The sequence below is a fragment of the Neolewinella sp. genome (assembly GCF_965214665.1).
Taxonomy (GTDB): Bacteria; Bacteroidota; Bacteroidia; order Chitinophagales; family Saprospiraceae; genus Neolewinella.
The window spans coordinates 63,298-89,721 of sequence record NZ_OZ243970.1 but is presented as its reverse complement, the minus strand read 5'-3'; the positions used below and the strand labels follow the sequence as shown (position 1 = coordinate 89,721).

General features: G+C 60.8%; 21 protein-coding genes. 6 read left to right on the top strand and 15 right to left on the bottom strand.

The genetic code is table 11. The features are described from left to right. Positions 1–51: 51 nt before the first annotated feature. The 8 genes from trmD to ACOOHD_RS00685 form a co-directional block, all read right to left on the bottom strand. Complete coding sequence (gene trmD / locus ACOOHD_RS00720) at positions 52–723, bottom strand: tRNA (guanosine(37)-N1)-methyltransferase TrmD (RefSeq protein ID WP_420459651.1); 672 nt, start codon at positions 721–723, stop codon at positions 52–54. Positions 724–728: 5 nt separating this feature from the next. Further along, on the bottom strand, positions 729–1,730 hold the full coding sequence (locus ACOOHD_RS00715; protein WP_420459650.1) for an MBL fold metallo-hydrolase: 1,002 nt from the start codon (positions 1,728–1,730) through the stop codon (positions 729–731). 5 nt (positions 1,731–1,735) lie between these two features. Further along, complete coding sequence (locus tag ACOOHD_RS00710; RefSeq protein ID WP_420459649.1) at positions 1,736–3,283, bottom strand: M20/M25/M40 family metallo-hydrolase; 1,548 nt, start codon at positions 3,281–3,283, stop codon at positions 1,736–1,738. Positions 3,284–3,428: 145 nt separating this feature from the next. Next, positions 3,429–4,877 carry a tagaturonate reductase gene (locus ACOOHD_RS00705; protein ID WP_420459648.1) on the bottom strand — a complete coding sequence of 483 codons (1,449 nt, stop codon included), beginning with the start codon at positions 4,875–4,877 and terminating at the stop codon, positions 3,429–3,431. Positions 4,878–4,911: 34 nt separating this feature from the next. Then, positions 4,912–6,564, bottom strand: a complete 1,653-nt coding sequence (locus ACOOHD_RS00700) for a UxaA family hydrolase (RefSeq protein ID WP_420459647.1) — start codon at positions 6,562–6,564, stop codon at positions 4,912–4,914. A 75-nt stretch (positions 6,565–6,639) separates the two neighbouring features. Then, entirely contained in the window at positions 6,640–7,995 is a 1,356-nt protein-coding gene (locus ACOOHD_RS00695) for a putative oxidoreductase C-terminal domain-containing protein (protein ID WP_420459646.1), read from the bottom strand. Positions 7,996–8,026: 31 nt separating this feature from the next. Continuing rightward, positions 8,027–9,424 (bottom strand): Gfo/Idh/MocA family oxidoreductase, encoded by a 1,398-nt coding sequence (locus tag ACOOHD_RS00690; protein WP_420459645.1) that lies wholly within the window; start codon positions 9,422–9,424, stop codon positions 8,027–8,029. A 45-nt stretch (positions 9,425–9,469) separates the two neighbouring features. Beyond that, the gene (locus ACOOHD_RS00685) at positions 9,470–11,410 is read right to left on the bottom strand and encodes a ThuA domain-containing protein (RefSeq protein ID WP_420459644.1); all 1,941 of its coding nucleotides are present in this window, start codon (positions 11,408–11,410) and stop codon (positions 9,470–9,472) included. Between the two features lie 53 nt (positions 11,411–11,463). On the opposite strand from ACOOHD_RS00685, the gene ACOOHD_RS00680 reads away from it, so the two are divergent. After that, positions 11,464–13,581, top strand: coding sequence for a polysaccharide lyase family 8 super-sandwich domain-containing protein (locus ACOOHD_RS00680; protein ID WP_420459643.1), 2,118 nt, complete (start codon positions 11,464–11,466; stop codon positions 13,579–13,581). A gap of 8 nt (positions 13,582–13,589) precedes the next feature. On the opposite strand, the gene ACOOHD_RS00675 is transcribed toward ACOOHD_RS00680, so the two are convergent. The 5 genes from ACOOHD_RS00675 to ACOOHD_RS00655 all read right to left on the bottom strand — a co-directional run bounded on the left by ACOOHD_RS00675 (position 13,590) and on the right by ACOOHD_RS00655 (position 16,950). Next, the gene (locus tag ACOOHD_RS00675) at positions 13,590–14,348 is read right to left on the bottom strand and encodes a hypothetical protein (RefSeq protein ID WP_420459642.1); all 759 of its coding nucleotides are present in this window, start codon (positions 14,346–14,348) and stop codon (positions 13,590–13,592) included. A 19-nt stretch (positions 14,349–14,367) separates the two neighbouring features. Then, entirely contained in the window at positions 14,368–15,126 is a 759-nt protein-coding gene (locus tag ACOOHD_RS00670; RefSeq protein WP_420459641.1) for a hypothetical protein, read from the bottom strand. Between the two features lie 368 nt (positions 15,127–15,494). Continuing rightward, a complete protein-coding gene (locus tag ACOOHD_RS00665) occupies positions 15,495–15,932 on the bottom strand; it encodes a BglII/BstYI family type II restriction endonuclease (RefSeq protein WP_420459640.1) in 438 nt (145 codons plus the stop codon). Positions 15,933–15,944: 12 nt separating this feature from the next. Further along, positions 15,945–16,604, bottom strand: coding sequence for an MT-A70 family methyltransferase (locus tag ACOOHD_RS00660; RefSeq protein WP_420459639.1), 660 nt, complete (start codon positions 16,602–16,604; stop codon positions 15,945–15,947). 136 nt (positions 16,605–16,740) lie between these two features. Next, positions 16,741–16,950: a hypothetical protein gene (locus ACOOHD_RS00655; RefSeq protein ID WP_420459638.1), complete on the bottom strand. Its 210-nt coding sequence runs from the start codon at positions 16,948–16,950 to the stop codon at positions 16,741–16,743. Between the two features lie 208 nt (positions 16,951–17,158). Between ACOOHD_RS00655 and ACOOHD_RS00650 the strand changes: the two genes are divergently transcribed. Continuing rightward, a complete protein-coding gene (locus tag ACOOHD_RS00650) occupies positions 17,159–19,546 on the top strand; it encodes an outer membrane beta-barrel protein (RefSeq protein WP_420459637.1) in 2,388 nt (795 codons plus the stop codon). Here ACOOHD_RS00650 and ACOOHD_RS00645 read toward each other — a convergent pair whose 3' ends face one another. After that, on the bottom strand, positions 19,547–20,407 hold the full coding sequence (locus ACOOHD_RS00645; RefSeq protein ID WP_420459636.1) for a manganese catalase family protein: 861 nt from the start codon (positions 20,405–20,407) through the stop codon (positions 19,547–19,549). A 193-nt stretch (positions 20,408–20,600) separates the two neighbouring features. Further along, complete coding sequence (locus ACOOHD_RS00640; RefSeq protein WP_420459635.1) at positions 20,601–21,041, bottom strand: Dabb family protein; 441 nt, start codon at positions 21,039–21,041, stop codon at positions 20,601–20,603. A gap of 139 nt (positions 21,042–21,180) precedes the next feature. Between ACOOHD_RS00640 and ACOOHD_RS00635 the strand changes: the two genes are divergently transcribed. The 4 genes from ACOOHD_RS00635 (at position 21,181) to ACOOHD_RS00620 (ending at position 26,339) form a co-directional block, all read left to right on the top strand. Continuing rightward, positions 21,181–23,547, top strand: a complete 2,367-nt coding sequence (locus tag ACOOHD_RS00635; protein ID WP_420459634.1) for a hypothetical protein — start codon at positions 21,181–21,183, stop codon at positions 23,545–23,547. Between the two features lie 13 nt (positions 23,548–23,560). Further along, positions 23,561–24,286 carry a hypothetical protein gene (locus ACOOHD_RS00630; protein ID WP_420459633.1) on the top strand — a complete coding sequence of 242 codons (726 nt, stop codon included), beginning with the start codon at positions 23,561–23,563 and terminating at the stop codon, positions 24,284–24,286. Between the two features lie 3 nt (positions 24,287–24,289). After that, positions 24,290–25,618 carry a cation:proton antiporter gene (locus tag ACOOHD_RS00625; RefSeq protein WP_420459632.1) on the top strand — a complete coding sequence of 443 codons (1,329 nt, stop codon included), beginning with the start codon at positions 24,290–24,292 and terminating at the stop codon, positions 25,616–25,618. A gap of 91 nt (positions 25,619–25,709) precedes the next feature. Beyond that, complete coding sequence (locus ACOOHD_RS00620; protein WP_420459631.1) at positions 25,710–26,339, top strand: NAD(P)-dependent oxidoreductase; 630 nt, start codon at positions 25,710–25,712, stop codon at positions 26,337–26,339. Positions 26,340–26,424 lie beyond the last annotated feature (85 nt).

Sequence of the window (26,424 nt, the reverse complement as noted above, 5' to 3'; positions counted from 1 at the left end):
ACGATTGTTGGTCACCAGGTAACCGTTGGACGCTTTAAAGCGTCCAACGGTTTAGCTAAGATCAGGCCGCCGCGCCGCCGTGCGCGCCTCGGCCTGCTCCTCCCGCCAGCGTTCTATCGCAGCTGCGTCCCCGCCCCTGAGCACCTCCGGCACCGCCCTACCCCGCCACTCCGCCGGCCTGGTATACACCGGCGGGGCCAGCAGATCGTCCTGAAAGGTATCGGTCAGCGCGCTGGTCTCATCCCCAATCACGCCGGGGAGTAGACGGCCGATGCTATCGACTACTACCGCCGCCGCCAGTTCGCCGCCGGAGAGTACGTAGTCGCCGATACTTAGTTCCAGGGTCACGTACTCCTCCCGGATGCGCTCATCAATGCCCTTGTAGTGGCCGCAGATGAGCAAGAGGTTGTCGAGCAAAGAAAGCCGGTTAGCCCGCCGCTGGGCGTAGCGCTCGCCGTCGGGGGTGAGGTAGACAATCTCGTCGTAGCTGCGCTCGGCGCGGAGCTCATCGATCAGCGCGGCCAGGGGCTCGCAGCGCATGACCATGCCCGCCCCGCCGCCGAATTGGTAATCGTCGACACTGTTGTGCTTGCCGAGGCCGTAGGGGCGTAGGTCGTGTACCTCGACCGTCAGTAGTCCCTTGTCCTGCGCCCGCTGCATGATGGAGTGGGAAAGTGGACTGGTGAGGAGCTCGGGGACGGTGGAGATGATGTCGACGCGCATGGGGTTTATTTAAACCACCAGGGTTCGTTGATGGGGGGCTGCACGAGGCACTCCCCGAAGCCGTGCTTGTCCATCAGCTTGCTGGCCCAGCTGATGGGCTCCGAGGCCGGCTCGTTGCTCAGGTCGTAGGTGCCGTGGTGCATGGGCCACCAGAGCTCGGCGTGCAGGTCGCGGTAACCGGTGAAGGCCTCGGCGGGGTTGGCGTGATTCTCGCGCATCATGTACTCGGGTTTATAGGCACCGATGCCGAGCATGGCCAGGTCGATGTCGGGGAAAAGCTCGCCGATCTCGGCCCAGTACGCGGTGCGGGCACTGTCGCCACCGAAGTAGATGGTATGCTCCCCGACTTCTAGCATGAAGCTACCCCAGAGTACGCGGTTGAAGTCGGTGAGGCCCCGGCGGCACCAGTGGCGGGTGGGTAGGAAGTGGATAGTCACCCCCGTACCCTCCGTAGCGTAGCGCTGGTACCAGGCAGCCTCCTCGATGGGGGTAGTGCCCACCCATTCGCTGATGACGTTGGAAAGGCGCAGCGGACAGAGGATCTTGTGCATGTCGTTGTTGGCCGTGATGGCGCGGATGCACTTCTCGTCGACGTGGTCGCGGTGGTCGTGGCTGAGCAGGAGGTAGTCGATCCCGCGCAGTTCCTCATAGCCAAAGGGCGGATGCACGCGGCGGGGCACGAAGGGCATATCGGTCAGCTGCGGATCGGTCAGGAAGCGCAGGCCGTTGAGCTGAAAGAGGAAGCAGGCGTGGCCAAGCCAGACAATCCAGTTTTCGCTGCGATCCTCCAGGTAGCCCACGTCGGGGTTCACCCGCGGCACCCACTTATCGGCTTTCTTAACCGCCCGTTGCGGATTGGGTAGCAGCATCATGCGCATGACCTGGCTCCACTGGGGGCGGAAGGGGTCGCGCAGGTACTGAAACTCCTCCCCCACGATGGGGTTACCGCGCCACCGATCGGCCAGGGCGGGGTGGATCGGCAGGTCGGGGTTGAGGAGATATTCCATCTAAATTAATCCGTGGTGAGGGGCTCGGCCAGCACGCCGTAGAGACTTTCTGCCCCACGAAAATAGTTCCTGAGTAAGATGTTCTCGTTGGGACTGTGCTGATTATTGTCTGGATTAACGAGTGGTAACACAATCGCGGGCACGTCCAGGGTGTTGACGAAGGGGGCAATGGGTACCGACCCGCCCATAGTACGTACCAGTACCGGGGCGGTGCCGAACGTATGGGTGAGGGCACGCTGCAGCCAGCTTCCGGTCGGTCCGTTCAGATCAGTACGAAAGGCGCCGTAGCTGGTACTCCCGCTGAAGCTCGCCAACCTCGGATAACTCGCCCGCTCCTCGTCGGTAGGCTCCCGGCCGTCCGGGATGAGGTGGAAGCCCTGGTTTTCGATGTGTTGCTCCACCAGGGTCAGCAGCCGGTCGCCGTTGCTTTCCTTTACTAGCCGTAGGTCCAGGTTAGCTACCGCCGTATTAGGAATGATGGTCCGGGCCGCACTGCCCACCCAGCCGCTCGACAGCCCGCGGATATTGAGGCTCGGGTACTGCAGCGCTTCCTGTAAGTTGCTTCCTACCCCGTCCGCTTCGCTAAACCCAATTTTCTGGCGGATGTCATTCACATCGTCCGGCACCCCCGCCAGCATCTCGCGGGTAGCGGCGTCCAACTCGATGCCGTCGTAGTAGCCCGGGATGGTCACCCTACCCTGCTGGTCCTTCATCGAGCCCAACAGTTGGGCCAGCCGCAGGGCAGGATTGGGCGCGTAGTTGCCGTAGTGGCCACTGTGCTGAGGTAGCCGGGGACCGTACACCGTCAGGCGAGCAGTGGCGATACCGCGGGCACCGCCCATGAGCGTGGGCCGGTTAGTGGCGTGTACCGGTCCGTCGAGGATCACGAGGTGATCGGCAGCCAGGGCCTCGCGGTGGGTTTCCACGGCACCGGGCAGGTCTGGGCTACTGGCCTCCTCCATCGGGTCGATCACGAATTTTACGTGGTAGTCCGGCCGCTTACCGTCGGCCAGGAGCTGGTCCCAGGCCACCAGGAAGAGCATGATTGGAGCCTTGGCGTCGCTACTGGCGCGGCCAAACAGGCGTACCTCGCTTTCCTCCGGCGCGGCGGGGAGTTCGGCGGCGGTATACACGACCTCACCGCTGCTATCCACGTCCATCATTCCGTACACTGGCTCAAACGGCGGGGCCAGCACCCACTTACTGGGATCTACGGGCTGTCCATCGACGTGGCCGTAAAACAGCACCGTTTCTGCACCTGCGTCCTCCGCCGGATAGCTCAGCAGTAGCAGGTCGATACCGGCGTTGGGTAGCCGTTGGGTTTCAAAGCCGCGCCGACTGAACTCCCGTTCCAGCCATTGAAGATTAGGTTCCAGCTGTCCGTCAATGCGCGCGTCGTTGGGTAAGGAGAGGAACTCGGTGTAGGCAGGTAGGCTGGCTAGGGTGCGAGTGTAGAGGGTGGTGTCCTGGGCGCGTATACTGTTGTGGGGCAGGGGCCCTACAATCAGTATGGTGCAAACAAGCGTGGTAAGGAGCAGAAGGATGGAGCGCATGCCGCAAAAATAGCGCTTCGCCTACCGACTCATCCGGTGTAACACTGCCTGTTGTTTCTGCCGGGGACGCAGGTGCGGAGTATCCAGAAGGACGGAATGTCGTGCAGGTGGCTGCCTATTTCGCAGTCGGTGATGATTTGCGTAGCTACACGGCGGCCACGGCCGCGTTCATGCCGTTTGCCCCTATTTCCCGCAGCTGGGCGGCGAGCAGTTGGTGAAGGTCCGGGTGAACCGACAAGTCCCGGCCCCAGGCACGTTCCCAACCTAGCACCTTTCCGGCGAGCTGGTGCAGACTGGCGGGGGAGCCATCCGTCGCGGCCCAGGCCGACCGGAAGAACTCGATGGCCCAGGGGTCATCCCTGAGGGGGATTTCGGCACCGTCCCGCTCACCGAGGTAAAAGCGTACGAGGGCCGCCAGCGACAGGATCAGCCGGTGGGGCCACTCCCCCCGCTGCTCGTGGTAGGCGATCACGCTCGGCAGGACGCGCTCGCGGTACTTCGAAACGGAGTTTAGGGAGATGCTCAGCAGGCGGTGGTGAATGAAGGGGTTACGAAAGCGGTCAAGCACGTCGCGGGCGAATTGCTGGAGATCCACGCCCGGCAGATCGAGGGTGGGAATGATCTCCTCGTACAGCGCGTCGCGCACGTAGCTGCCCGTCAGGTTGTCCTCCAGAGTTTCGCGCACCGTCTCCCGGCCACAGAGGTAGGCTACCGGGACCATGGTGGTGTGGGCACCATTCAGAATGGCCACCTTGCTGCGCCGGTAGGGCGTTAGGTCGTCGGTATAAATGATGTTTAGGCCAATGTCGTCCAGCGGAAGCTCATCGCGGACGGCAGCTGGGGCCTCAATGGCTAGGAGGTGGTAAGGTTCGCCCTGGGTAATGGCGGCATCTTCGTACCCTACAAGTTTGTGGGCGGCGGGCAGCTCCTCCTTCCCCACCCCGGGCACGATACGGTCGACCAGGGTGTTACAGAAGATGCAGGACTGCTCGATCCAGCGGATGAGGTCTTCCGACAGCTTCCAGTGCCGCGCATATTGCAGTACATTCTCACGTAGCACGGTACCATTCTCCACAATGAGTTCCATCGGAATGACCACGCACCCGCGCTCGCCGTCCCCCCCGAAGCGGTCGAAGCGACGGTGCAACCAGGCCGTGAGCTTGGCGGGAAACTCAGCGGGCGGCGCGTCCGTGGCCGCGTCCGACTCCGAAAATTGGATGCCCGCCTCCGTGGTATTGGAGAAGATGTACCGCATCTCCGGCTGCTCGGCGGTCTGCAGAAAAGCCTCCCAGTCCTTATCAAGGCTTAATACCCGGCTGACGCAGGTGACTAGCTCGTGGCGGTCGACCAAGTTCCCATCACTGATCCCCTTGGTAAGCACATGATAGAGACCGTCCTGGGCGGACCAGTCGCGGTAGATCTGCCGGTCGGAGTTGTTGGCGACCACAACGCCCAGCGGCACGGATTGCTCCCGGTTATACACCTCCACGATCCAGTCGGCGAACCCCCGCACGAAATTTCCGCCCCCGAACTGCAGGATGCGTTCGATGGGGGCGGGAGAAACGGAAGCACATTGTCGGTTGAGTGGCCGCATAGCACGGGGGGGTGTCGGTTTTTGGGATATATGGTCAGAGGGAGACGCCGCGCTTCCAGGGGATGAAATCATCCTGTCCGAGTCGCTCGGCCTGGGTTAGTTGTTCGCCGTTGGCTACGCGGATCAAGAGCTCTAGTAGTTCCTCACCCTTGGTACGCAGGCTATCCTCACCGCTGATGATGGTGCCGGCGTTGATGTCGATCAGGTCGTCCATCTTGGTGGCCAGCGCCGTATTGCTGGCCATCTTGACGGTAGGCGCGATGGGGTTGCCGGTGGGGGTACCCAATCCGGTGGTGAAGACAATCAGGTTGGCGCCGGAGCCCGCGAGGCCCGTAGTGCTCTCTACGTCATTGCCTGGCGTACAGAGCAAGTTCAGCCCGGGGCGTGTGGCCGGCTCGGTGTAGTCGAGCACATCCACGACCGGCGAAGTGCCGCCCTTTTTTGCCGCACCGGCCGACTTCATGGCGTCGGTGATAAGGCCGTCGCGGATGTTACCGGGCGAGGGGTTCATGGAAAATGCGGAGCCCACCTCCTCAGCACGCTGGGAGTAGCTACGCATCAGGCCGGCAAATTTGTTGGCGCCCTCGTCGGTCAGGCAGCGGTTCACCAGTTCCTGTTCCACCCCGTTTAGTTCGGGGAATTCGGAGAGGAGTGTCTTGGCACCCAGGGCCACCAGCAGGTCGGAGGTGTAGCCCAGGGCGGGGTTGGCCGAAATACCGGAAAATCCGTCAGAACCGCCGCACTCCAGACCGAGGGTTAGGTGCTCCAGGCCGGCGGGCTGCCGCTCGCAGCGGTTGGCCTCCATCAGTCCGGTGAAAGTGGCCTTTATCGCCTCGGCAATGAAGGCACGCTCCGAAGTGCTGCGCTGCTGCTCCAGGATGTAAAGCGGCTTACTAAACCCAGCGGGAGACTGCCGCTCCAGCGCCTCCTGCAGCAAGCTCACCTGCGCGTTCTGGCAGCCGAGACTGAGGACGGTCCCGCCGGCGACGTTGGAATTGTTGAGGTAGCCGGCCAGCAGCCGGCAGAGGGTTTCGGAGTCCTGCCGGATGCCCCCGCAACCGCCCTGGTGGGTCAGGAACTTGATGCCATCGACGTTCGGAAATACACGGTTCTGCCGCAGGTCGGTACCCAAACGCAGCACGGAGGTTTCCATGATTTCCTCGGGGGTGGAGCCGCTGCGGTACTTCGCGATCAGGGCGTCCACGTCGACGCTGAAGGCGCGCTCGGTTACATAGCCCAGCTTTTCGAGCATGGCCGATTGGATCACGTCGATGTTGCGGTTCTCGCAGAACACTAGCGGAATGACCAGCCAGTAATTGCGGGTACCCACCTTCCCGTCGCCGCGGTGGTAGCCGTTAAAGGTGCGACCGGTGAAGGCAGCGGTGTCCGGCGCGTCCCAGGCGGCACTGCGTTCGCCGACGCTGTATTCGCTGGAGGCGTGCACGGTATTTTCGGTGCTGATGCGGGTGCCACGGGGTACGGGACGGAGGGTCTTACCTACCGTAACACCGTACATCACGATCGTTTCGCCCGCGTGGAAGTCGCGTTCGGCCAGTTTGTGCTTCGTAGGTATATCCTCCAGCAAGGGAATGGCACCTTCGCCGTCGGCGACGGTTTCGCCGGCGCGGAAGTCGCGCAGGGCCACCAGGACGTTATCGGCAGGGTGAATTTTCAGTACTTCGGCCATCGGTGCGTTATCATTTTATGGGTAGTGGTAGCCCGTAGGCGCAAAGTGACCGATCGTCACACCAAAACGTCTTAGTCATTTTCGGCTCATCCGATACCCCTGGGTCGTAACAAAGTACTTCGTCAGCATATTCACCCGCTCCCACTCCGGCATGCCGCCCTGCCGTAGGTAGCGCAGGTACTGCTCGGTCACCTGCCCGAAGTGATCCTCGTGGCCGGTGCGTAGCTCGGGGGGTACCAGGATCTCGTACCCTTCTCCTACCGGCGTGAAGTACAGTCCGGGGAAGCGGTCGTGCAGGCTCACCACGATCTCCGTTATGGCCTCCTCGGTAAGTTCCTCCTTAGGCTCCACGTAGAGCGTCGGCCGGTAGTCCTGCGCCGCATCCTGGCGGATGACCAGGTCCGCCCGGCTGCCCCGCATAATTGAGTAATGAGTATCGGCAGCCCCCGGCGGGGCCTCGTAGTTCCATACTACGGAGACCTTACCGTGTACCCCTCGCACCGTGAAATTGATCTCACCGTTAGCGTATACCTCTAACTTATCATCCCGTACCGCCGGAAGCAGGTACTCCGGAAACTCGTCGCCCCCCGTAACGTGGGCAAATTGCTGCCGACTCAGCTCCGTAGCCCACCGCCGGGCATTCACTACCTCCACCTCCGCCGTGTCGATGGGCTGATCGGGAAAGGTCTCCCACAGCACCAGGTCTACCAGGTGGGTGGCTACGTCCACGATTCCCTCGCCCTGCTGCTGCACATCGAAGAACCAGGCCGGCCGCACCAGGGGTTGTCCCGACACGAGCTTACTGAAATGATGCACGCTCTCCTTCGAGATCGCCGGCTCGGCCACCGTCCCCTCGAGCAATTTTCCGAACACCTCTGGTCGCTGGGAAAATGCTCGCTGTAGCATGGTGGTGATCTCGAAGCGCTCGGTCATGATGTCGTACACCAGCAGGTCCTTCGCTTCCGCCTCGCCTAGGGTCTGCTCCAGCAATTCGTATTTCGCCGGGTCGATCACCATCGGTTTATCAGCCAGTACGTGGTAGCCGTTGTCGACCGCGACCTTGATGTACTCCGTCTTTCGCCCGTTGTTGCCACTGAGCACGACGACGTTGCCGGCCCCCTCGGCCAGCATACGCTCCAGGTAATCAGTGCCGGTGTAAACCTCCTCGCGCCACGCGGTGGGTTCTTCCCCACTATTATAGCGCTCGATGCGCTGTAGGTGCTGCTGAACGTCGTCGCCGGCGGGGGCGTAGACGTGTACGGTGGAATCTACGCCGGGGTACATCCTTTTTTGCACCAGGGCGGCGTGGAAGTGGCCTGGGTCTAAGGTGACTAGTTTGACCGGGGGTGCTTGGGTGGTTACTACCACGGACTCTTGGGTGGGGGTGGTGCAGGCGGTGAGCAGGAGGAGTAGACTGGCAGGTAGTTTCATCACGAAGGTTTTTGCTGAGCGTGGTAAGCACCTACCCCATACCAGCCAGCGCAGGCACATTCTCGTACCCATAAGGAAAGCGCTGCGACCGCGCCAGCATCCGATTCGCCACATCATTATCCCGGAAGCGCTCCGTAACCGGGTCCCACCGCAGCTTACCCGGCACCTTCATGGCGATGTGGGCAATGAGACAGGCCGTGCAGGAGCGGTGGGCTACCTCGACCGGGGAGATGGTTAATTGGCGCGACTTCATGCAGTTGAGCCAATTGCGGTGCTGCTCGGGGCTGGCGTAAAGGCGTAAATCCTGGTCGGTAAGCGTGAGCCGGTCCTTGTCCGTGATGGAGGTTTTGAAGGCGTCGGAGTTGCCGAAGTTGGGATCGCTGGCCGTCACCCCCTGGCTGCCGCGGGAAACAAAGATATCGCCCTCGCTGCCGTAAAACCGGACCCCGTTCGGGAAGTCGCCGTCGACGATCATCTCCACCCCGTTGGCGTAGTTGGCCACGACGTGGTAGGGGCCGTGCACGTTCCAGAGCCCTTCTTCGGGAAATTTGGCCGTGGCCTCAATTTCCACCGGACCGGTAAACTCCGTTCCCATGCCCCAGTGCGCAATGTCGATGTGGTGCACGCCCCAGCCAGTAATCATACCGGCACCGAACTGCTCGCAGCGCAGCCAGCCCGGCCGGGAAAAATCCTCCTGCGGGTGCACCCGGTCCTCGGTGTAGGGTACGTAGGGCGTAGAGCCGAGCCACATCTCGTAGTTGAGATTGGAGGGCACTTCCATCGGCGTCTTGTCGCCGCCGGCGGGGTCACTTGGTAGGCCGATTTCGATCTTGGTAAGCGTACCGATGCGTCCGTTTCGGACCAGCTCGCAGGCGCGGCGAAATTGCGGCCAGGGCTCCTCGCTCCGCTGCTGGCTACCCAGTTGAAAAACAATGCCCGAGCGGTGTACGATATCGCTCATCATACGGCCCTCCTCGACGGTCAGGGAAGTGGGTTTTTGCAGGTACACATCCTTGCCCGCCAGAGCCGCCTCGATGGCCGGCTGGGCGTGCCAGTGATCGGGGGTGGAGATGATGACCCCGTCGATCTCCGGACTGGCCAGCAGCTCGCGGTAGTCGTCATACATCTTTACGTCCACTAGCCGGTCGCTACCGGAGTTCGTGCGGTAGTAATCTTCGATAAAGGCCTTACCCTTTTCCTTACGTTTACTGTCTACGTCGCAGACGGCCACTACGCGGGCGATATCGTTTTTCAGCGTCTCCGGCAGGTCGTGTCCCGCAGCGATGCGGCCGAAGCCGATCTGGCCGATGTTGAGCTTGTTGCTCGGGGCCGTTTCGCTGCGGAGTACGTGGGCGGGCACGATGCTGGGAAAGAGCGTTGCACCTGCGGCCGCGGCGACTGATTTTTTAAGTAGGCTTCTACGGTTCATGGTAGGGGGATTAGGGACGGGGGATTGAGGGATGGGGGACGGGTGTTACTTTGACGAAGCCCACCGGATGCCGCCGAGGATGTGCTGGAGGAATGCGGGATCGCTGTACTGCTCGCTGCGGTGGCCCAGGGAGGTGTACCACTGCCGGCCGCCATCGGTGGTGTGGTACCAGCTGGTGGGAAAGTAGTCGCCGAAGGTATCGGCGGGGTAGTCGGTCTTTCCCTCCTCGTCTTCGACCGTGGTCAGGTCGGCGGCCAGGAGGACGTGGATATTGGGGTTGAGCTGCTTGAGGTAGTAGCACTCGTCGTCGCGGATATGCCAGGTGGGCGGCAGGTGGCTCGTGGAAGGATGATCGGCGTCGAGCACGGCCACGTCGAAGTCCTGCTGCCGGGCGTGCCGGTGAAATTTTCCCCCGAGCATCCGGGCAAACCAGGGCCAGTCGCGCTCCGTACCGCAGGCCGAGTGGATGCCTACGAAACCACCCCCGCCGGCAATGTAGTCCTTCAGTGCCTGCTCCTGCTGCGGGGTATCGAATACCTCGTTATTGGTATTAGAAAACACCAGTACGTCGAAGTCCGCCAGTCGCGCCTGGGTGAATACCGTTGGATCTTCCGTCGTGGTCACCGTAAAACCGTACCGCTCCCCCAGCCCCTCGATGGCCGCAACGCTAGCCGCAATATTTTCGTGCACGTAGCCCTCGCCATTCCTCGTATATACCAGCACCTGCGCCCCCGCCAGCTTGTCCGCCTGTTGCCGCACTACTACCGCGGGCGGATAGGCAAAGTCCTGCCAGTAACGCTCGGCCTCCGTGGAGTCAATCGTGCCGTCGTACACCAGCATGCCGTACCGTAGCCGGTAGGCCCCACCGGGCCGCAGCACGTAGTCCTGTTCCTGCGCCGGGTTGAAATTGACGAAGACGTTTTCCCTACCCTCGTTCATGCCCGTCGGCCAGATGCGGATCTGCTCAGGGAAGTTGTAGTTTTCCGGGTGGGTCAGGAAGAGAATACCCGCCTGGCCATGTTCCACGGGACCGCTCACGTTCATCCAGCGGGCGCGGGTGCCGTTGCCGTCGTCTTTACCGTAGCCCTCCGAGGTCAGCAGCGTCACGTTGTTATCGTCCCAGCTGGCCCGGGCTCGGTAGCCGAACCCCTGGTAGCGGTAGGCGCGCACGGTGAAGGGTAGCTCGGTAGGATTCGTTTGAGTAGTCTGATAATCAATCAAGTAGCGGTCTTTGTCCAGGGGATGTACCCGCAGTTGCAGCGTCTCGTCGAGCAGTTTTTGCGGGTCGTCCGTCACGGCACTATCGCGGAATGCTAGGTAGCTTTGCTGAACGGTCACGCCACTGTGTAGCGGTCCTTCGACCAGCTCCCCCACCCCGTCTACGGCCACCGTGCCCTGTCCCTTCACGAGGTTCCAAAAGTCAAGCTCCCGGCCGTCATACTCGGCGTGCACCCAGGGGTTCCACACCCCGTAGTGGTGGTAGTGGTCATCGGGCTGGATGCGCGTGAGGGTATCGCCGGCGGGGCTCAGCAGGGGGTGAAGAAAGCCGCCGCGGGAGTAGATGGAGTCTACGCCGGGGGGCACGGGGACCTTGTCGATCTGGTAGCTAAGCAGGGTTTTTTCCCCGTGGGAAAAGGTGACTTTCCCTTCTGACAGTTGGGCCGCGGCCGCAGGTGCAACGGAGGTGGCGGAGGGGCCTACACTCAGCTCGTACTCCCGGCTGGTGCCGGCGGGGGTGGTACCCTCTAGCGTCCAGCACAGGGAGCACCCCGCCGACTGGCTCATGACTCTGCGTCGCTGCCCATCGGCTAATTCGTGCAGCTGAACGGAGCCGTCACTAGGCAGACTATCGGCAAGTTGCGCACACACCGGGGTGTTTTGCCGTGCGTAGTCCCCCGCGTGTACGGTAAGGGTGGTGGCAGCGATCTGGGCAGCCGCACCCAGGGACGCGAGTACAAGAACGCCGATGTACACAAACCGCTGCATGAAATGACTTTTCGTACTATTAAGCATAAATCACACCCATAATACTACTCTTTATGCAATCGCGGTACTCCCTGCTTATTCTATTGGCGGTTTGTACGCTGCGGACGAGCCTGATTGCCCAGGACCTGGAACGGGTACGCGACCGGGTCGTGATCGAACTACTCCGCGATACCGTGCTAGAAGATCAGGTAGCGGAGTTGCTGTCAGAGCTATCGCCCGTCGGGCGGTGGCCGGATATTGATTACCGGGATACCTCACGCACCGGATTCGATCACTCCCGCCACCTGGGCCGGCTGATAGACCTGGCCCGTGCCTACCGCAAGCCCGGTACGCCGTACACCGCAGATAGCGAGCTGGGTGCTGCCATCGCTCGCGGCCTCGACGACTGGCTGGCGAACGATTGGATCGGGGAAAATTGGTGGGACAACCAGATCGGTACGCCACGCCAACTCGTGCACGTTCTGCTACTCTACGACGACGCCCTGACCGAGCGGCAGCGGGAGTTGGCAGCCCCCATCATGGGTAGGGCCACCCTGGAGGCCTGGGGAGCCCGGCCGGGTGGTGACCTGATCAAGATCGCGGGTATTCTGGGCGAGTATGCCCTATTTACCCGCGATACGGCTACCCTACGTACGGTGATCGCCGCGCTGGCCGGCGAGATCCAGTTTGCCGAAGCCCGGGGCACTCCTGAGGACCTTCGGGGGATGCAGGTAGACTATAGCTTCCAGCACCGCGACGACCGGGTCACCTCCATTTTGTCCTACGGCCTGGGCTACGCGGAGGCCTTTGCGACCTGGGCCGAGCGGCTCGCGGGTACCTCCTACGCCCTGCCACAGCAGGCTACCCGTAGGCTCGTCGACTACTACCTCGATGGCATCTCGAAGTCCGCCGCCTTCGGTACCTATCCCGACCCCGGGGCCATGAACCGGGGGCTGAGCCGACCCGGGGCACTTACCCCCTACGGTCCGGAGCTTCCCCTCCGGCTTTTACAGGCTACGGACTACCACGGGGAGGAACTACGCACCCTCGTGGACCGGCGGCGGGGCACGGCCTCAGCGCCACCGCAACCCGCCGACCGCGCCTTCTGGACCAGCAGCTACCACAGCCACCAGCAGCCCGACTACTTCAGCTCGGTACGGATGTATTCCCGCCGCAACCACTCCACCGAACAGCCCTACAACAGCGAGGGGCTGCTGATGCACCGCCTGGCTGACGGCAGCAATTTCCTGATCCGGGACGGGCGGGAATATGTAGACATCTTTCCCCTCTGGGACTGGCAGAAGATCCCGGGCACCACCGCAGTGCAGCACGATCGCCTGCCGCCACCCGAGGAGGTACAACAACGGGGGCTCACGGACTTCGTGGGGGGAGCATCCGACGGACGGTACGGAGTGGTGGGGTTCGATTTTATCAGCCCGCTTGATTCGCTTGCAGCCCGTAAGGCCTGGTTCTTTTTCGCCGATGAGTACGTATGCTTGGGTACGGGTATCCGGTCCGATCACCCGGAGCCGGTCTTCACCACCCTCGACCAACGGCACCTGGAAGGAGAAGTGATCGTGAACGGCGCAGGCGGCGCGGAGGTACTCCCCGCGGGTACCCACACCTACCTGGCCGCCACCTCGCTATGGCACGATAGCGTGGGCTACCTCTTCCCCACTCCCCTGCCCCTGACCGTGATGAATGACCGGGTCGGCGGCACCTGGACAGAGATCAATCAGCAGTCACGCATGCCGAAAGGCATCGTGATGGGCGATCTGCTCCGCGCCTGGATCGACCACGGCAGCCGACCGCAGTCGGCCTCCTATGCCTATGTAGTGATGCCGAATATCGACGCTTCCGCGTTTAGTCGCTACGCGAGCCCAGACAGCCCAACCATTCTAGTGAACCGCCCCGAGATGCAGGCCGTACACCATGCCGAACTAGCCATTACGGCCTGCGTCTTCTACGCGCCGGGTACTTTACAGCTTACCGATGCCAGTACACTACGGGCGCAGCAGCCGGCGGTGGTACTGATCGATCATGGGCGCAAGACACTCACGGTGGCCGATCCCACACAACAGTTGGAGGTACTGGAGTTCGCCCTTTCCGGCTCGGCGGTCGACCAGGTACTGCGCGTAGACCTACCCGAAGGGGAATATGCCGGCCAGTCCGTCATTATAGCCTATGAGTAGGTTGCCGTCTACCGCAAAGCCTCCATACTATCCTGCCGCACCTGGATCACCCCCCGCCGTGGCCGGTCCAGGTCGATGATGATGAACACCAGTAGGCAGATCAGTAGGTTCAGGACTAGGGCGGGGACGCGGGAGCGACGGTGCCCGAGGCCGCTGGAGTAGCCGATGAGGGCGCCGGTGGCGATGAAGAACACGAACAGCAGGTAGAAGATGGCCGGCGGCACGTGCCGTTGCAGCGCATCGAGCCGGCTACCATAGGCATCGAGCATCTCATTGACGGACTGTAGGAAGTAGCCGGTTTTGACCGGGTTGGGATTAGCATCGGCGGCGGCTACGCCGATGTCCCAGATGCGCTGCTGCAGCGCACTGGTTTCTACGTTGAGGGCGCGGCGCTCCTCGCGGTGGGTGAGGTCGACCTCCGTGCTGCGTAGCCGAAGTGCAATATAGTCATTGATGGCCGCCTGGGCCTGCGCGTCGTAGGGGGGCGGCAGCAGGGCGGTGCGTAGCTCGGCCGTTCCGATAGCATTAGCCTCACTAACCTCCGCTCCGGACCGCTCATCGTAGCGTTGGATCGACATACTGAAGGTAAAGCCCAGGATCAGGGCCAGCAGGCCGAGTACCCCACCCTGGATGGCGGAGGTCTGTGACTTGACGTCGCTATCGGAGTGCGCCAGGCGGAAGTTACCGAGGCGGATGCCGATCTCGTGGGCCAGCACGATGAGGCCGAAGAGTAGTACGGCAATTACAACGCTATTGAGGGTATACATCGAAAGGGGTAGGTGAGTGTTAACGAAGAGCCTCCATGCTATCCTGCCGCACCTCGATCACACCCCGTCGCGGTCGGTCCAGGTCGATGATGATGAACACCATCAGGCAGATCAGCAGGTTCAGCACCAGGGCGGGGACGCGGGAGCGGCGCTCGCCGAGCCCGGTAGAGTACCCGATCAGCCCCCCGGTCGCTACGAAGAAGATGAACAGCAGGTAGAAGATGGCGGGCGGCACGTGCCGGTTAAGCACGTCGAGCCGGCTACCCTGGGCGTCGATCATGTCATTGACGGCGGTGAGGAAGTAGCCGGTGCGGACGGGATTGGGGGTAGCGTCGGCGGCGGCCACGCCGATATCCCAGATGCGCTGCTGTAGGGCGTTGGTCGTCTGGTTAAGCGCCCGGCGCTGGTCGACGTGCGTCAGGTCGACGTGACTACTCTCCAGGCGCAGGTCGATGTATTCGTCGATCGCTGCGTGGGCCTGGCCGGCGTAGGGAGCGGGTAGCAGCGAGGCGCGCAGCTCGGCCGTACCGATGGCGTTAGCTTCCTCAACTTCCGCCCCGGCGCGGCTGTCGTAGCGCTGGATCGACATATTGAAGGTGAAGCCTAGGATCAGGGCCAGCATACCGATGATGCCGCCCTGAATGGCGGAGGTCTGAGACTTGACGTCGCTATCGGACTTGTCCTTTACCCGGTGGCCCATCCGCAGCCCCAGGGCATCCGCCGCCAGGATGAGGACGAACAGAATGGTGACGATGAGGATGCTGTTGAGGTTGTACATTCATGAGGACTTGGGGCGGGCTAAGGTAGCTTACCCAGTGGTCTTACAACAGCGTGTTTGCGGGGCAAGAGATTGTGCATCTATAATGTAATCACATCAATTGGTATGCCGATCAGCACAAGCGGGCAAGGATTACCAACCCCCCGTTCTACCCGATCGATGAGTTTATTCCAGTGGGTGGTAGACTATCCAAATTTTGAAGCCACGAAGTTGCCGGCCCAGGCTTCGGCAAAGGACAGACCCCCTTGCTGCGACTTAAGAATTGCCCTCCGCTGTGGCCGTATGGGAGAATAATACTGAGCTAGATGCTCCATAGAAGTAATACCATTAGCCACCGCAAACTCCACGATCCTTTCCCGGATGCCATCCTATAAGCTCGCTCCCCGTGTGATGACCAAGCCCATCGAGATAGCTCCATCGGCGTGCAGTTGCCGGAAGCTTCGGAGGTCCCTGTCAAAGAACGGGTCTTTGTTATTCCATTCGATCTCCAGGGCCAGGACCCCGTTACCATACCGCTTGACGTGATCGATCTCGTGGGATATAGCCTGAGTAGCTATCCCGTCTACTAACTTAGTCAATTGGAAGTTATGCTTTGTCCAGGCTAATTCATTAAACCGCGCTTCGATCCGCTGGACCACCTTGGTCTTACCCCCTCCACCAAAGACTAATTCTTCGATAGGTATAGTGATCGGTAGTAACACGGACTGTAACTCTGCAATAGCTTCGGCAAATTCCGTCTCGAGGATGGTGCGAGCATGCTGTAGTGTCTTGACATCATAGCCTCGCTTGAGGAGTTCATCAAACATAGTACGCAAAGATCACAGCGTAAGTCGTATTTGCCTACTCGCAGTCTCCGTTTGGGAATGGTTGGAGTAAGTTTCCCAGTCCGGCGTATATTCCTCATCGGCTTGGTTGCCCCAGCAATCCCAGCCCTCCATCGTGCCCCGGGAAAACAGTTCCAGGCGGGGTCCCCAACTACAGGCTTCAATGATTTTGTACTGCTCGTCCGGCTTGCGGCTGTGTTCCCGTTTTCGGGAGGAGATGGTGTTTTCCTGCGACCTCCCGGGGGCTAGGGTACGGATATTTTTACCCCGTACGCCGAAGAGCAGGACCTCGGTTACGTTGCGAAAGTAAAAGCCTACGCCCCGCCGATCCGGGCCACCATCTTTACGGATCTTGTACCAGATAATATTACTCTTGTACTTGAATCCCCAGGCTTCCATTACTGCCAACCCATCGGGAAGGAGGGCGTTCGGGACCCACATGTAGAGGTGCGCGCGCTCATCGGCCACTTCGTCTACCGGCATGGCCTTGATGTCCTCCAGGTTCATGGTGGGATACCGATTCAGGCGTTTGTGCTCGGGAGCTACCTTGCCCGTTCGATTCTGGAACTGCCAGGGGGGATCGGCCAGAATGGTGCCATACCGCGTCTGACCGGCAAAGTCTAGTAAATTTTGGTTCGCTTGCTCATCCGCCATAGTCGACCGCTCTTACATTTGAAGCTAGCGACAAAGTACAAAATGTTCCCCGCCACCCAAGTTTTTCAACACATTTTGTTGAATTTTTGCTGGAGATCGCTTTGCCAGTTCCGCTCACCCGGTGTAGGCAACCAACTCAACCCCGCCGCCGCGTAAGCCGCCGCCGCTCCATCTTATTGACGTAGAAAAAGGTGGCCAGCGCGTAGGCGACCATGAGCCCGGCGTAGACCAGCAGAACGGGCGCCATCTCTGACCCGCTAAAGCGAGCGAAATTGGTGAAGATCAGTACACTCCAGAATAAAACAAGTATGGACACGATGAGGGCAATGGTAGCGTAAGCTTTCATACGTAACGGGCAAGGGAGAATTTGGGTAGTAGGTGATCGCACATAGTACTAAAATAGCGGCATATGGGGCACGTCCTACATATTAATCGCTCCAAAACCGGGCTTAGTATAGTAGATGCGTGATTTCGTACCCGGCCCTGCAACTTGGGTACCAACAGCTCGTCCTTCCCCCCGAAACTCAACCGGACCGAGTCCCACACCACTAGCCATGCACCCACGACGTATCCTCCACCTGGTCTACCTACTTTGCACCTGCGGCCCCGCCCTACTGATCGCCCAGGACGGGGTGGTGAACGGACGGATACGCACCGCCGACGGCCCGGCCGAGTTTGCCAACGTATTGCTCCTAGCGGCCCGGGACTCCGGGGTGGTCAAACTGGAACTGGCCGACGCACAGGGGCGCTTCACCTTTACGGGGCTCGACTCGGCTAGCTATTTCGTGCGCACTACGGGCATCGGTATACCGCAGCGGGACCACCCGGTATTCACCCTGGCAGCGGGGGAACAGCTAACCCTGCCCGACTACCTCCTGGAAAGCGCCGCCACCGACCTGGAAACCATCGAGGTGACGGCCACCAAGCCCTTCCTGGAACAGAAAGCCGGTCGCCTGGTGGTGAACGTGGACCAGGCCATCACCGGGCAGGGCGGTAGTGTGATCGACCTGCTTAAGAAGGTGCCGGGCGTGGTGGTAACCGGTAACCGCATCAGTATGGCGGGCAAAACGGGGCTGACGATCCTAATCGACGGAAGGCCCACCCGGTACCTCGACGTCAATAGCCTGCTGCGGGATATGCCGGCCGACAACATCAAGTCGATCGAGGTGATCAGCCAGCCCGGGGCGGCCTACGACGCAGAGGGCGGCGGCGGGGTGATCAACATCGTGCTGAAGAAAAATAGCCTGCTGGGCACCAACGGGCAGGTGTACGTCGGCGGTGGCTACGGGCAGCGCCCCAAGTACCGCTCCGGACTGGAACTGAGTCACCAGGCCGGCGGGCTCAACCTCACCGGTGGACTCAGCTACAACCGCCGCGAGTGGGTCGAAGGCTTAGAATTGGTGCGTCGCTTTGACGACCGCACCTTCGTGCAGCGCAACAAGGAGTACGGTACGCCGAACAGTTACCAGCTCCGCCTGGGTGCCGATTACGACCTCAGTGAGCGGCACCGGGTGGGCATCAATGGCCGCTATAGCTTCGGTGACAGTCCGAACTCGGGCACGAACCGCACCGACGTACTCAATCCCGGCACCGGGGAAATACGGCAAAGCTTCACTACCCTGCGCAACCGCAGCCGCGACTTCGATAACCTCAATTTGGACGCCTACTACCGCATCCAGCTCGATACCAGCGGACAGGAATTGACCTTCGACGGCAGCCTTAACACCTTTACGCGGGATACCCGTACCACCCTAGTGACCCAGGGGGCGGAGTTCAACGACCGGCTGAATGTGGAACCTTCCGAGGCAAAGATCTACAGCGCAAAGGTCGACTACCGCCGGCCCCTGGGCGATGCCTACGTGTTCACCGCCGGGGCTAAAGTGAGTCGCGCCGCGCTGGACAATGAGCTACTGGCCCGCGAGCAGATCAATGGAGTAATGGAGATCGACCGCAACCTCAGCAACCGCTTTCAATACGACGAAGACATCGAGGCGGCCTACGCGGCCCTGGCCTGGGAGCAGGACGACTGGAGTGCTAATGTGGGCCTACGCTACGAGGCCACCCGCATGGAGGGCTACAACGTCACCATCGACAGCACGAACGTACGCGACTTCGCCCAGCTCTTTCCGAGCCTGAGCGTGAATGCGCCCCTGGCGGGCAGCTTCGGGGTCAGTCTGGCCTACAGTTACCGCATCGAGCGGCCAAGCTACTACGACCTCAATCCGTTCATCACCTACATCGACCCCATCACCTTTACGAAGGGCAATCCGTTTTTGCAGCCGGAGCTGATCCACAGCGGGCAGCTCTCCGTGACCTACGATAAGCAGCCCTTCCTGAACCTGGGCTACGATTTCACGACAGATATCATCAGCGACGTCACGGAGCAGGACCCGGTGACCGGAGTGGCCTTCCAGACCACGGTGAATCTGGACCGCTACGTCCGTTACGGCGGCAGCCTCTTTTTTCCCCTCGACTGGGTGGCTAAGCCCGTGAGCGGCTACGGCGGCTTCATGCTGTACTACAACGATTACACCAGCGACTACCTGGGTGGCAACTTCGCACAGGATCAGCTGAGTCTGACGGCCTTCGCGCAGGTCGACGTGAGACTACCCTACGAGTGGAAGCTACAGGTCTCCGGTTTCTACCAGGGGCGGGGACTGGACGGTATCATCCGCTACGACCCCCTTTACGGTGTCGATGCGGGATTAGAAAAAGATCTTCTGGACGACCGCCTTAACCTGGTGTTGTCGGCCGAGGGGATCGTCCAGAAGTTCTTTACGGGCACCATCAACTACCAGGAGCAAGATTTGGACGTCCGCTCCACCTGGGAGGCACCCATCTTCACAGCGAAGCTTACCTATAATTTCGGCAACCGCTTTTTAAAGGGGCGGGAACGCAGGGGCAGCGCTAGTGAGGAGGAGAAAGGTCGGCTGGGTGATTGATTAGGACAAAATGGTGTCCTTGATCTTATCGATCGTACCCTCCTGGCCCTTCTGTACGGCGGCATCCGGGCTAGCGTACCCAAGATTTGGCTTACCACCTACGGGTTGCATCCGCTTCTTGTTGTACTGCGCGCGGCCGTCGAAGCTCTCGCCCTCGGTAAACATGCCACTCGGGGTGGGTACGGAGTCGTCTTTGCCGGTGGTGTAGAATGTGTAGTTATAGTCGGATGGCTCGATGCTCTGGTCGAAGTTGTTGGGGATGGGGTGGTTTTTACGTCCGCCGAGCTCTTCCCAGGCGGAGAAGAACTGCTCCTGGTGCATGGTGTCGCGGGCGATGAGGAAGCTGAGCATGTCCTTCATGCCGCGGTCGTTGGTCATCTTGTACAGCTGTACGGCGAGCATGCGTCCGGTGCTTTCGGCAGTGACGTTAGCGAGCATATCGGCCGCGGCGTTTCCGCTGGCGTACACGTGGCTGCAGTTGAACGGCACGCCGCTAGCATCAACGGGCATGGCGGCCATACAGGTGCTGATGACGTGCTGGATGTTCATGCCGCCCATGGCTGCGAGCACGACCGGGTCGCCGGCGGCCTTGTCCTGCTCCAGGGGGGCACCCTCCAGATTCATGGCTACGGCCGTGGCGAGCATTTCAATGTGGCCCATTTCCTCGGTGCCGGTTTCGAGCAGCATGTCGCGGTACTTCGAGGGCCCGCGCGAGCCCCAGGCCTGGAACATATACTGTAGGCAGACGCGAATCTCTCCCTGAATGCCCCCAATGGCCTGCTGTAGGGCCTTGGCGAATACGGGATCGGGCTTATCGACCTTGACGTGATATTGGAGTTTACCTCCGTCGTGATAAAACATAGTAAGCGGTTTTGTGTGGTTGCAATTGCTTACACAAGCCAAACCGTGTAAGGGGTGTTCTGGGCTACATATTGTTATTTAAACTAACAAGTTATGCACGCAGATATGCATTGCAACGCATTGACTTTCGCGAGCTTCTTTGGAGCTATTTGTCGCGGATGACGATGTATATAACTCTGTAGGCACCTAGCTACTACTCCCGCCGCGCCCAATAATCTACCACGAATACATCTTCTAGGTGCGGCTGAAGCACCTTCACGAAGGCCTGATGGGCGGGGTGCGGCAGGTACGTTTCGCGGTCGGCCTCGCTGGCGAAGGTGACGAAGAAGGCGTGGGTGAAGCCCTTATTCAGGTTTTCGGGGCTGTTGTTGGTCCCCCATTCGTAGTCCCGAATCTCCTCAATCTGGTCCGGCAGGGCACTAAAGGCCTGCTGTACGCGGTCGATATCGGCCTGGGTGGCCTCCTCCTTAAAGGAGAAGAACACGGCGTGGCGTAGGAGGCTATCGGGGGCAGCCTCAGCGGGTTCATCTTCCATAACGGCGGGGGTTTCTACGGTGGGGGGTGGCAGCTCTTCCTGGCAAGCGAAGGTGGCTAAGCTGAGCAGGAAGAGTAATAGGAGACTGAACGGGCGCATCCGCCAAATATAGGGAATGGGTGGTCGATCAGGGGGCGTGAAAGCGTATCGGTACCGTGGTGGTGTACATCTACCACAACCGGCCCGCACCAACTCGAAAACCCAACAACTAATCCCCCCATACCTTACCTTCCGCCCCATGTCCACCATTCTGCCCGCCCCCCTTACGGTGACCGCCGAGTCCAGCATCCAACGCTTGACCGTCGACGGGCCCGTGGAGGAAATGGCCCAGCACATCCGCGAGCTGGCCGATACGATGATCGCCCGCGGAGATACCTGTCCAACTGGCGAAGATGAAGACCCCCTGAATCTGGACTGCCGCCTGCTGCATTTCGTGTGGGCCGAGCGTGCCAAGCACTTCCTGATGCTGTACCGCGACGTGCAGTTGCAGTTACAGGTCGCTACCTTACTCATCCACGAGGGGGCCTCGGATCGCGATCAAGTAGCTGACCTCTACGCCCGGTCACGTCACGCGCTGAAGGAGGCTCTACAGGAATGGGAAGGCGACTACCGCGGACAGCACGATGCCCTGGAACGCAATGAAAAGCAGCGCCGTAAGCAGCTCAACGCCTGGAAGTTACAGCACAATCCCTGGCCCGTGTACCGCCATCAGTTGGGGGAGCTGGCCAGACAGTCGGAGGGGCTAGCCAAGGAATTCACGAAGCTGCAGCGAGAACAAGAGCGCTTTGCTGCCCTGCGCGAGCTACTCGACGAGGCCATCACGGCCAGCCGGCAGGTGATGGACCGGGCCGAACAACGTGCTCGCGAGCTGACCGACTTCATCAGTACCGGTGACCATGAACTGGAACGCCCTGGCCTGATCGCTAGCAAACTCGAAGACTACATCACCGAGGAAGCTACCCTACCGCGGCTCGACCGCTTCACCAACACCATCACGGCAAAGACCGTCCGACTGATGGAGTCGATGCGGGTCACGGTGGCCTCCGACGAGGGCCTGCTGCGGTACAAGGAGGTGAACTTTCGCCGCGCCACCGACCAGTGGGTCTCAGCCCAGGTGATGCCCCTGCTGTACGAGCTCTGGGAGGTAGCCCAGCAGGTCGGCAATGGCCTCAACGTAGCCATGGTCAACGTGCGCAACCGCGCCCTCCTACTGAGCAATGAGGTCAAGGCAGGGCACGACGTGACCTTTACTAACAGCTCGCTGGCCCAGCCCTTCGTGGACTTCACGGAGCGCAGCCAGCAGCGTCACCGCGACTACGATATCCTGCGCCAGCGCCTCGAACAACGCATCGCACGCGACCTGCGGCTGACCTCAGTGTACCGGGCCGAGCCGGGTTTCTTGCCGCTGCCGCTCCAGTCGGGTATCAACGCCTTCACCCACCGCCAGAGCCGCTGGGTGACTGACCTGCAGAACTGGCTGGGCGAGCACGTCACCGGACTCAATAAACTCCTCGGCGACGCCGCCCGCGAGGACCGACTGAGCATCAGCGAACGTACCGTGCGGGTCATCCGGCAGCGCAGCATCTCGCCCGACAATGCGGCTTACACCAATATCCTGATGACCAGGGGCTACATCGGCGAGTCCTTTTTGGTTGGGCGCGAGCGGGAGACGAACCACCTGGCCCAACTCATCGACAGTTGGCGCCTAGGCTACCGCGGCTCGGTGGTGCTGACCGGCAACCGGCTGGCGGGTAAGACCCTCTTCGGAGAGATGATCACCAACCGCTTCTTTGCCGGAAAGACGATCCGCCTGAAGCCCAACGCTCAGCTCACCGTGCAGGGCCGCCGCACCAAGACCACCGGTGACCTGGCCGAGGCCCTGGCTTTTGTACAGAAGTACACGCTGCAGTCGCGGCCGTTGGTGTGGATCGATGACCTGGAGCTCTGGTGGGATAACGACCACAGCCTGGCCCAAAACGTGCGGGCGCTGGGCGAGCACATCGACGACTACTCCGGTCGCATCTTTTACCTCGTAGCCACCACCAACGCGGTATACCGCCATCTAGATCGCTTCCTGGACCTCGACCCAGTGTTCCAGACCGAAATCAACCTGGATGCGTTCTCACTCGCTGACATGCAGCGGGCTGTCTTAATCCGCCACGGCGCCACCCAGAAGCAGATGGTTGATGCCGAGGGGGAGCCCATCGGCGAGACGGCCTTCGGGCAGCTCATACGGCGCATCTACCGGGCTACGCAGGGCAACGTGGGCGACACCATCAATCGTTGGGCCTATTATACCGAGCGGGTCGACGACGAGCGGGTGCGCCAGCCGCGGGGGCGGCGCTATAACCTGCCCAATTTTCTCTCACCCGATACTGCCACCCTGCTCAGCACCCTACTGCTCGAAAAGCGTAGCCGCGACTACCGCCTACGCAAACTCTTCGGCCCCGCCTACACCGAGCGGTACGGCAGCATCCTGCAGCGCCTGATTCGCATCGGCATCGTGACGCGCAACAATGACGGAAGTTTGGAGGTAGCCGAAAGCGTGGCCAACGACGTGGGTCGCATGCTCGATGCCGAGACGTACCTTAGCTACCCCAACTAGCCCCCTTCAGGCCGTGAACGACCTCTTTCGTGCTTACTATTCCTGGACCGACCTGCTGCTAGCCGCCGTGCTGCTCTACGGTATCTACGCCGTACTGGTGCTGGTGCGCGAGCGCCTACAGCGGACCAAACGGGTAGAGGGCTTCCGGGCCGGGGCATACAACGTAGTAGCCCCCTTCCTACTCCTCTACCAGCCGCTCACCGTACTGGTACTGGCGCTGTTCTTCGTATTCATCAATCCGGTGCTCCACGGTACGGTGCTCTTGCTGCTGATTGCCGCTGGCTTTTCGCGCATCCGTGACTACCTGAGCGGACGCATCATCCTGTTCAACCCCCTCATCACGGTGGGCAAGCGCATGCGTACCGAGAAACACAAGGGGGTCATCAGCCGCATCAGCCGCATCGGGCTCTACCTACAGACCGGCGAGGGGCTACACTTCGTCAACTACACCACCCTGCTCACCCGGGGCTACAGCCTCATCACCGGCAAGGACATCGGCGGCTACTATCAGCTGCACCTCACCGCGCCGGCCGAAGTCGAGCACCCGCTACAGGACCTCGCCGACCGCCTGACCACCACGCCCTACCTCGACCGCAGTTTCAAACCCGAGCTGGCCTACGGCGGTCGCGAGCAGCAGCGTATCGACGCGCGGCTCTCGGTGCGCGAAGAAAAACACCTGACCGAGCTACTCGCCCTCCTTAACGAATGGGGCTACCCCGCCACCATCGCCAAACGCTAACCCATGGACCTGACCAACCCCTACTATATTATCATCGAGGCCTCGGTGATCATCATCCTCTCGTTCTTCTTCGGCGAGATCAGCAAACGCACTAACGTACCCTCGGTGCTGATGCTCATCATTTTGGGCATCCTGTTACAGCAGGGGCTGCAGTACTTCGGCTTCGGTAATCTGGACTTTTTCCCCATCCTCCAGATACTGGGCATCATAGGTCTGATCATGATCGTGCTGGAGGCCGCTCTAGAGCTCAAGCTAGAGCAGGATAAATTCCTCTCCATCGGCAAGGCCCTGGCCGTGGCCTTCATCGGACTAATCGCCTCCACCTGGGCGGCGGCCGAGATCCTCAAGTACTTCATCGACGGCATGACCGACCAGCTCGCCTGGCTGTACGCCACCCCGCTGTCGATCCTGTCGAGCGCCATCATCATTCCCAGCGTCACGGGGCTCAAGGGGCACAAGAAGGAGTTTCACATTTACGAGAGCACCTTTTCGGACATCATGGGCATCATGCTCTTTTACTTCATCAGCAGCCAACTGCCCCTGCTGCCGGACCCTACGGGAGAGGAGGGCCTGGAGGTGATCGAGCACCACGCTAGTGGACTGGCCTACCTGGGCAATATCCTTATCACCATCGTCGCTTCGCTGGTGGCCAGTTACGCCATCATCCTTGTCTTCCAGAACATTAAGAGCCACGTCAAACTCTTCCTGCTCATCGCCGTACTCCTCCTGCTCTACGCCATCGGCAAGACGGCCCACCTATCGTCACTCATTATCATCCTCACCTTCGGTCTCATCATTGCCAACATGCGGCTCTTTTTCCGGGGCCCCCTGCGCAAACTACTCAACTACAAGCAGGCGCTACACATCTACGAGGGCCTGCACGTAGTCACGGTGGAGACGGCCTTCGTGGTGCGTACCTTCTTCTTCGTGATCTTCGGTATCACCATCGTGCTGTCCTCCCTACTGAGCCTACAGGTGGCTATGGTGAGCGGGCTGATCATCCTGAGCATCTACCTGATCCGCTTCGTGATCCTGCGCATCTTTATTGGCAGCGACATCCTGCCGCAGCTATTCGTGGCTCCCCGGGGCCTGATCACGGTACTGCTCTTCAATGCCATTCCGCAGGAGGTCCAGATCCAGGGCTTCGAGCCGGGCATCCTACTCTACATCATCATCGGCACCAGTCTTATTATGACCTTTGCCATGATCGTGGACAAGAAGCGCACTACCTCAGCCATCCGCCGCGTCGCCTCAGCCCCCATCGGTTACGAACGCTGGAAGGCCCCTACCCTGGCTGACGTTCCCGTCGAAAAGGAAGTCGAGCAGCACTAAACAGCACAGGCGGGCGGGGTCGCGGGTGCAAGCTAAGTCGAACCTCTACCCACGCAGTTGCCTTTCACCGGGTACACCAGTACTCACCATTATGATCATTGCCCTATTCGGTGGCTCCGGCCGCACCGGCGTCGAGTTCATCCCCCGCGCCCTGGAGGCCGGCCACCAGCTGCACGTCCTGGCGCGCAGCCCGGAGAAGCTCCCCTACGCCGACCCCGCCCTGACCATCACCGGCGGCGATGTTCTCAACCGCGACGACGTGGCTAAGGTCATCCAGGGTAGTGAGGTAGTCGTCTCCCTGCTAGGCCAGACCAGCGGCGGCCGCAAAGACGTGCAGACGGTAGGCACCGGACACATGGTCAGCGCCATGAAGACCGCTGGCGTAGGGCGTATCATCAGCATGAGCGGCGGTGGACTACCCTACGAAAAGGACGAGCCTAAGGTGATCGATAAGGTATTTCGCGGCGTGATGGGTGTATTTTTCCGCGGCGTGATCAAGGATGCTAAGGACCACGCCGCCGTACTGCGCGGTAGCGATCTCGACTGGACCATCGTGCGGGCACCCCGCCTGGTCGATGAGCCGGACCAGGGAAACTATAAAGTAGGCTACGTCGGCACCACCGGTGGTAACAAGATCAGCCGCGGTGACGTGGCTGACTTCATTTTGAAGGTCACGGACGAGGGAAGCTATAAACAGGATATGCCGTTTGTATCCTGGTAACTCTGTCGGCGGCCAAGCCTTCAACTTCATCCGGTCGTCCGACGAGCGAAGCTGCGCAACGCTCGGCGGACGACCTATCCCTTCG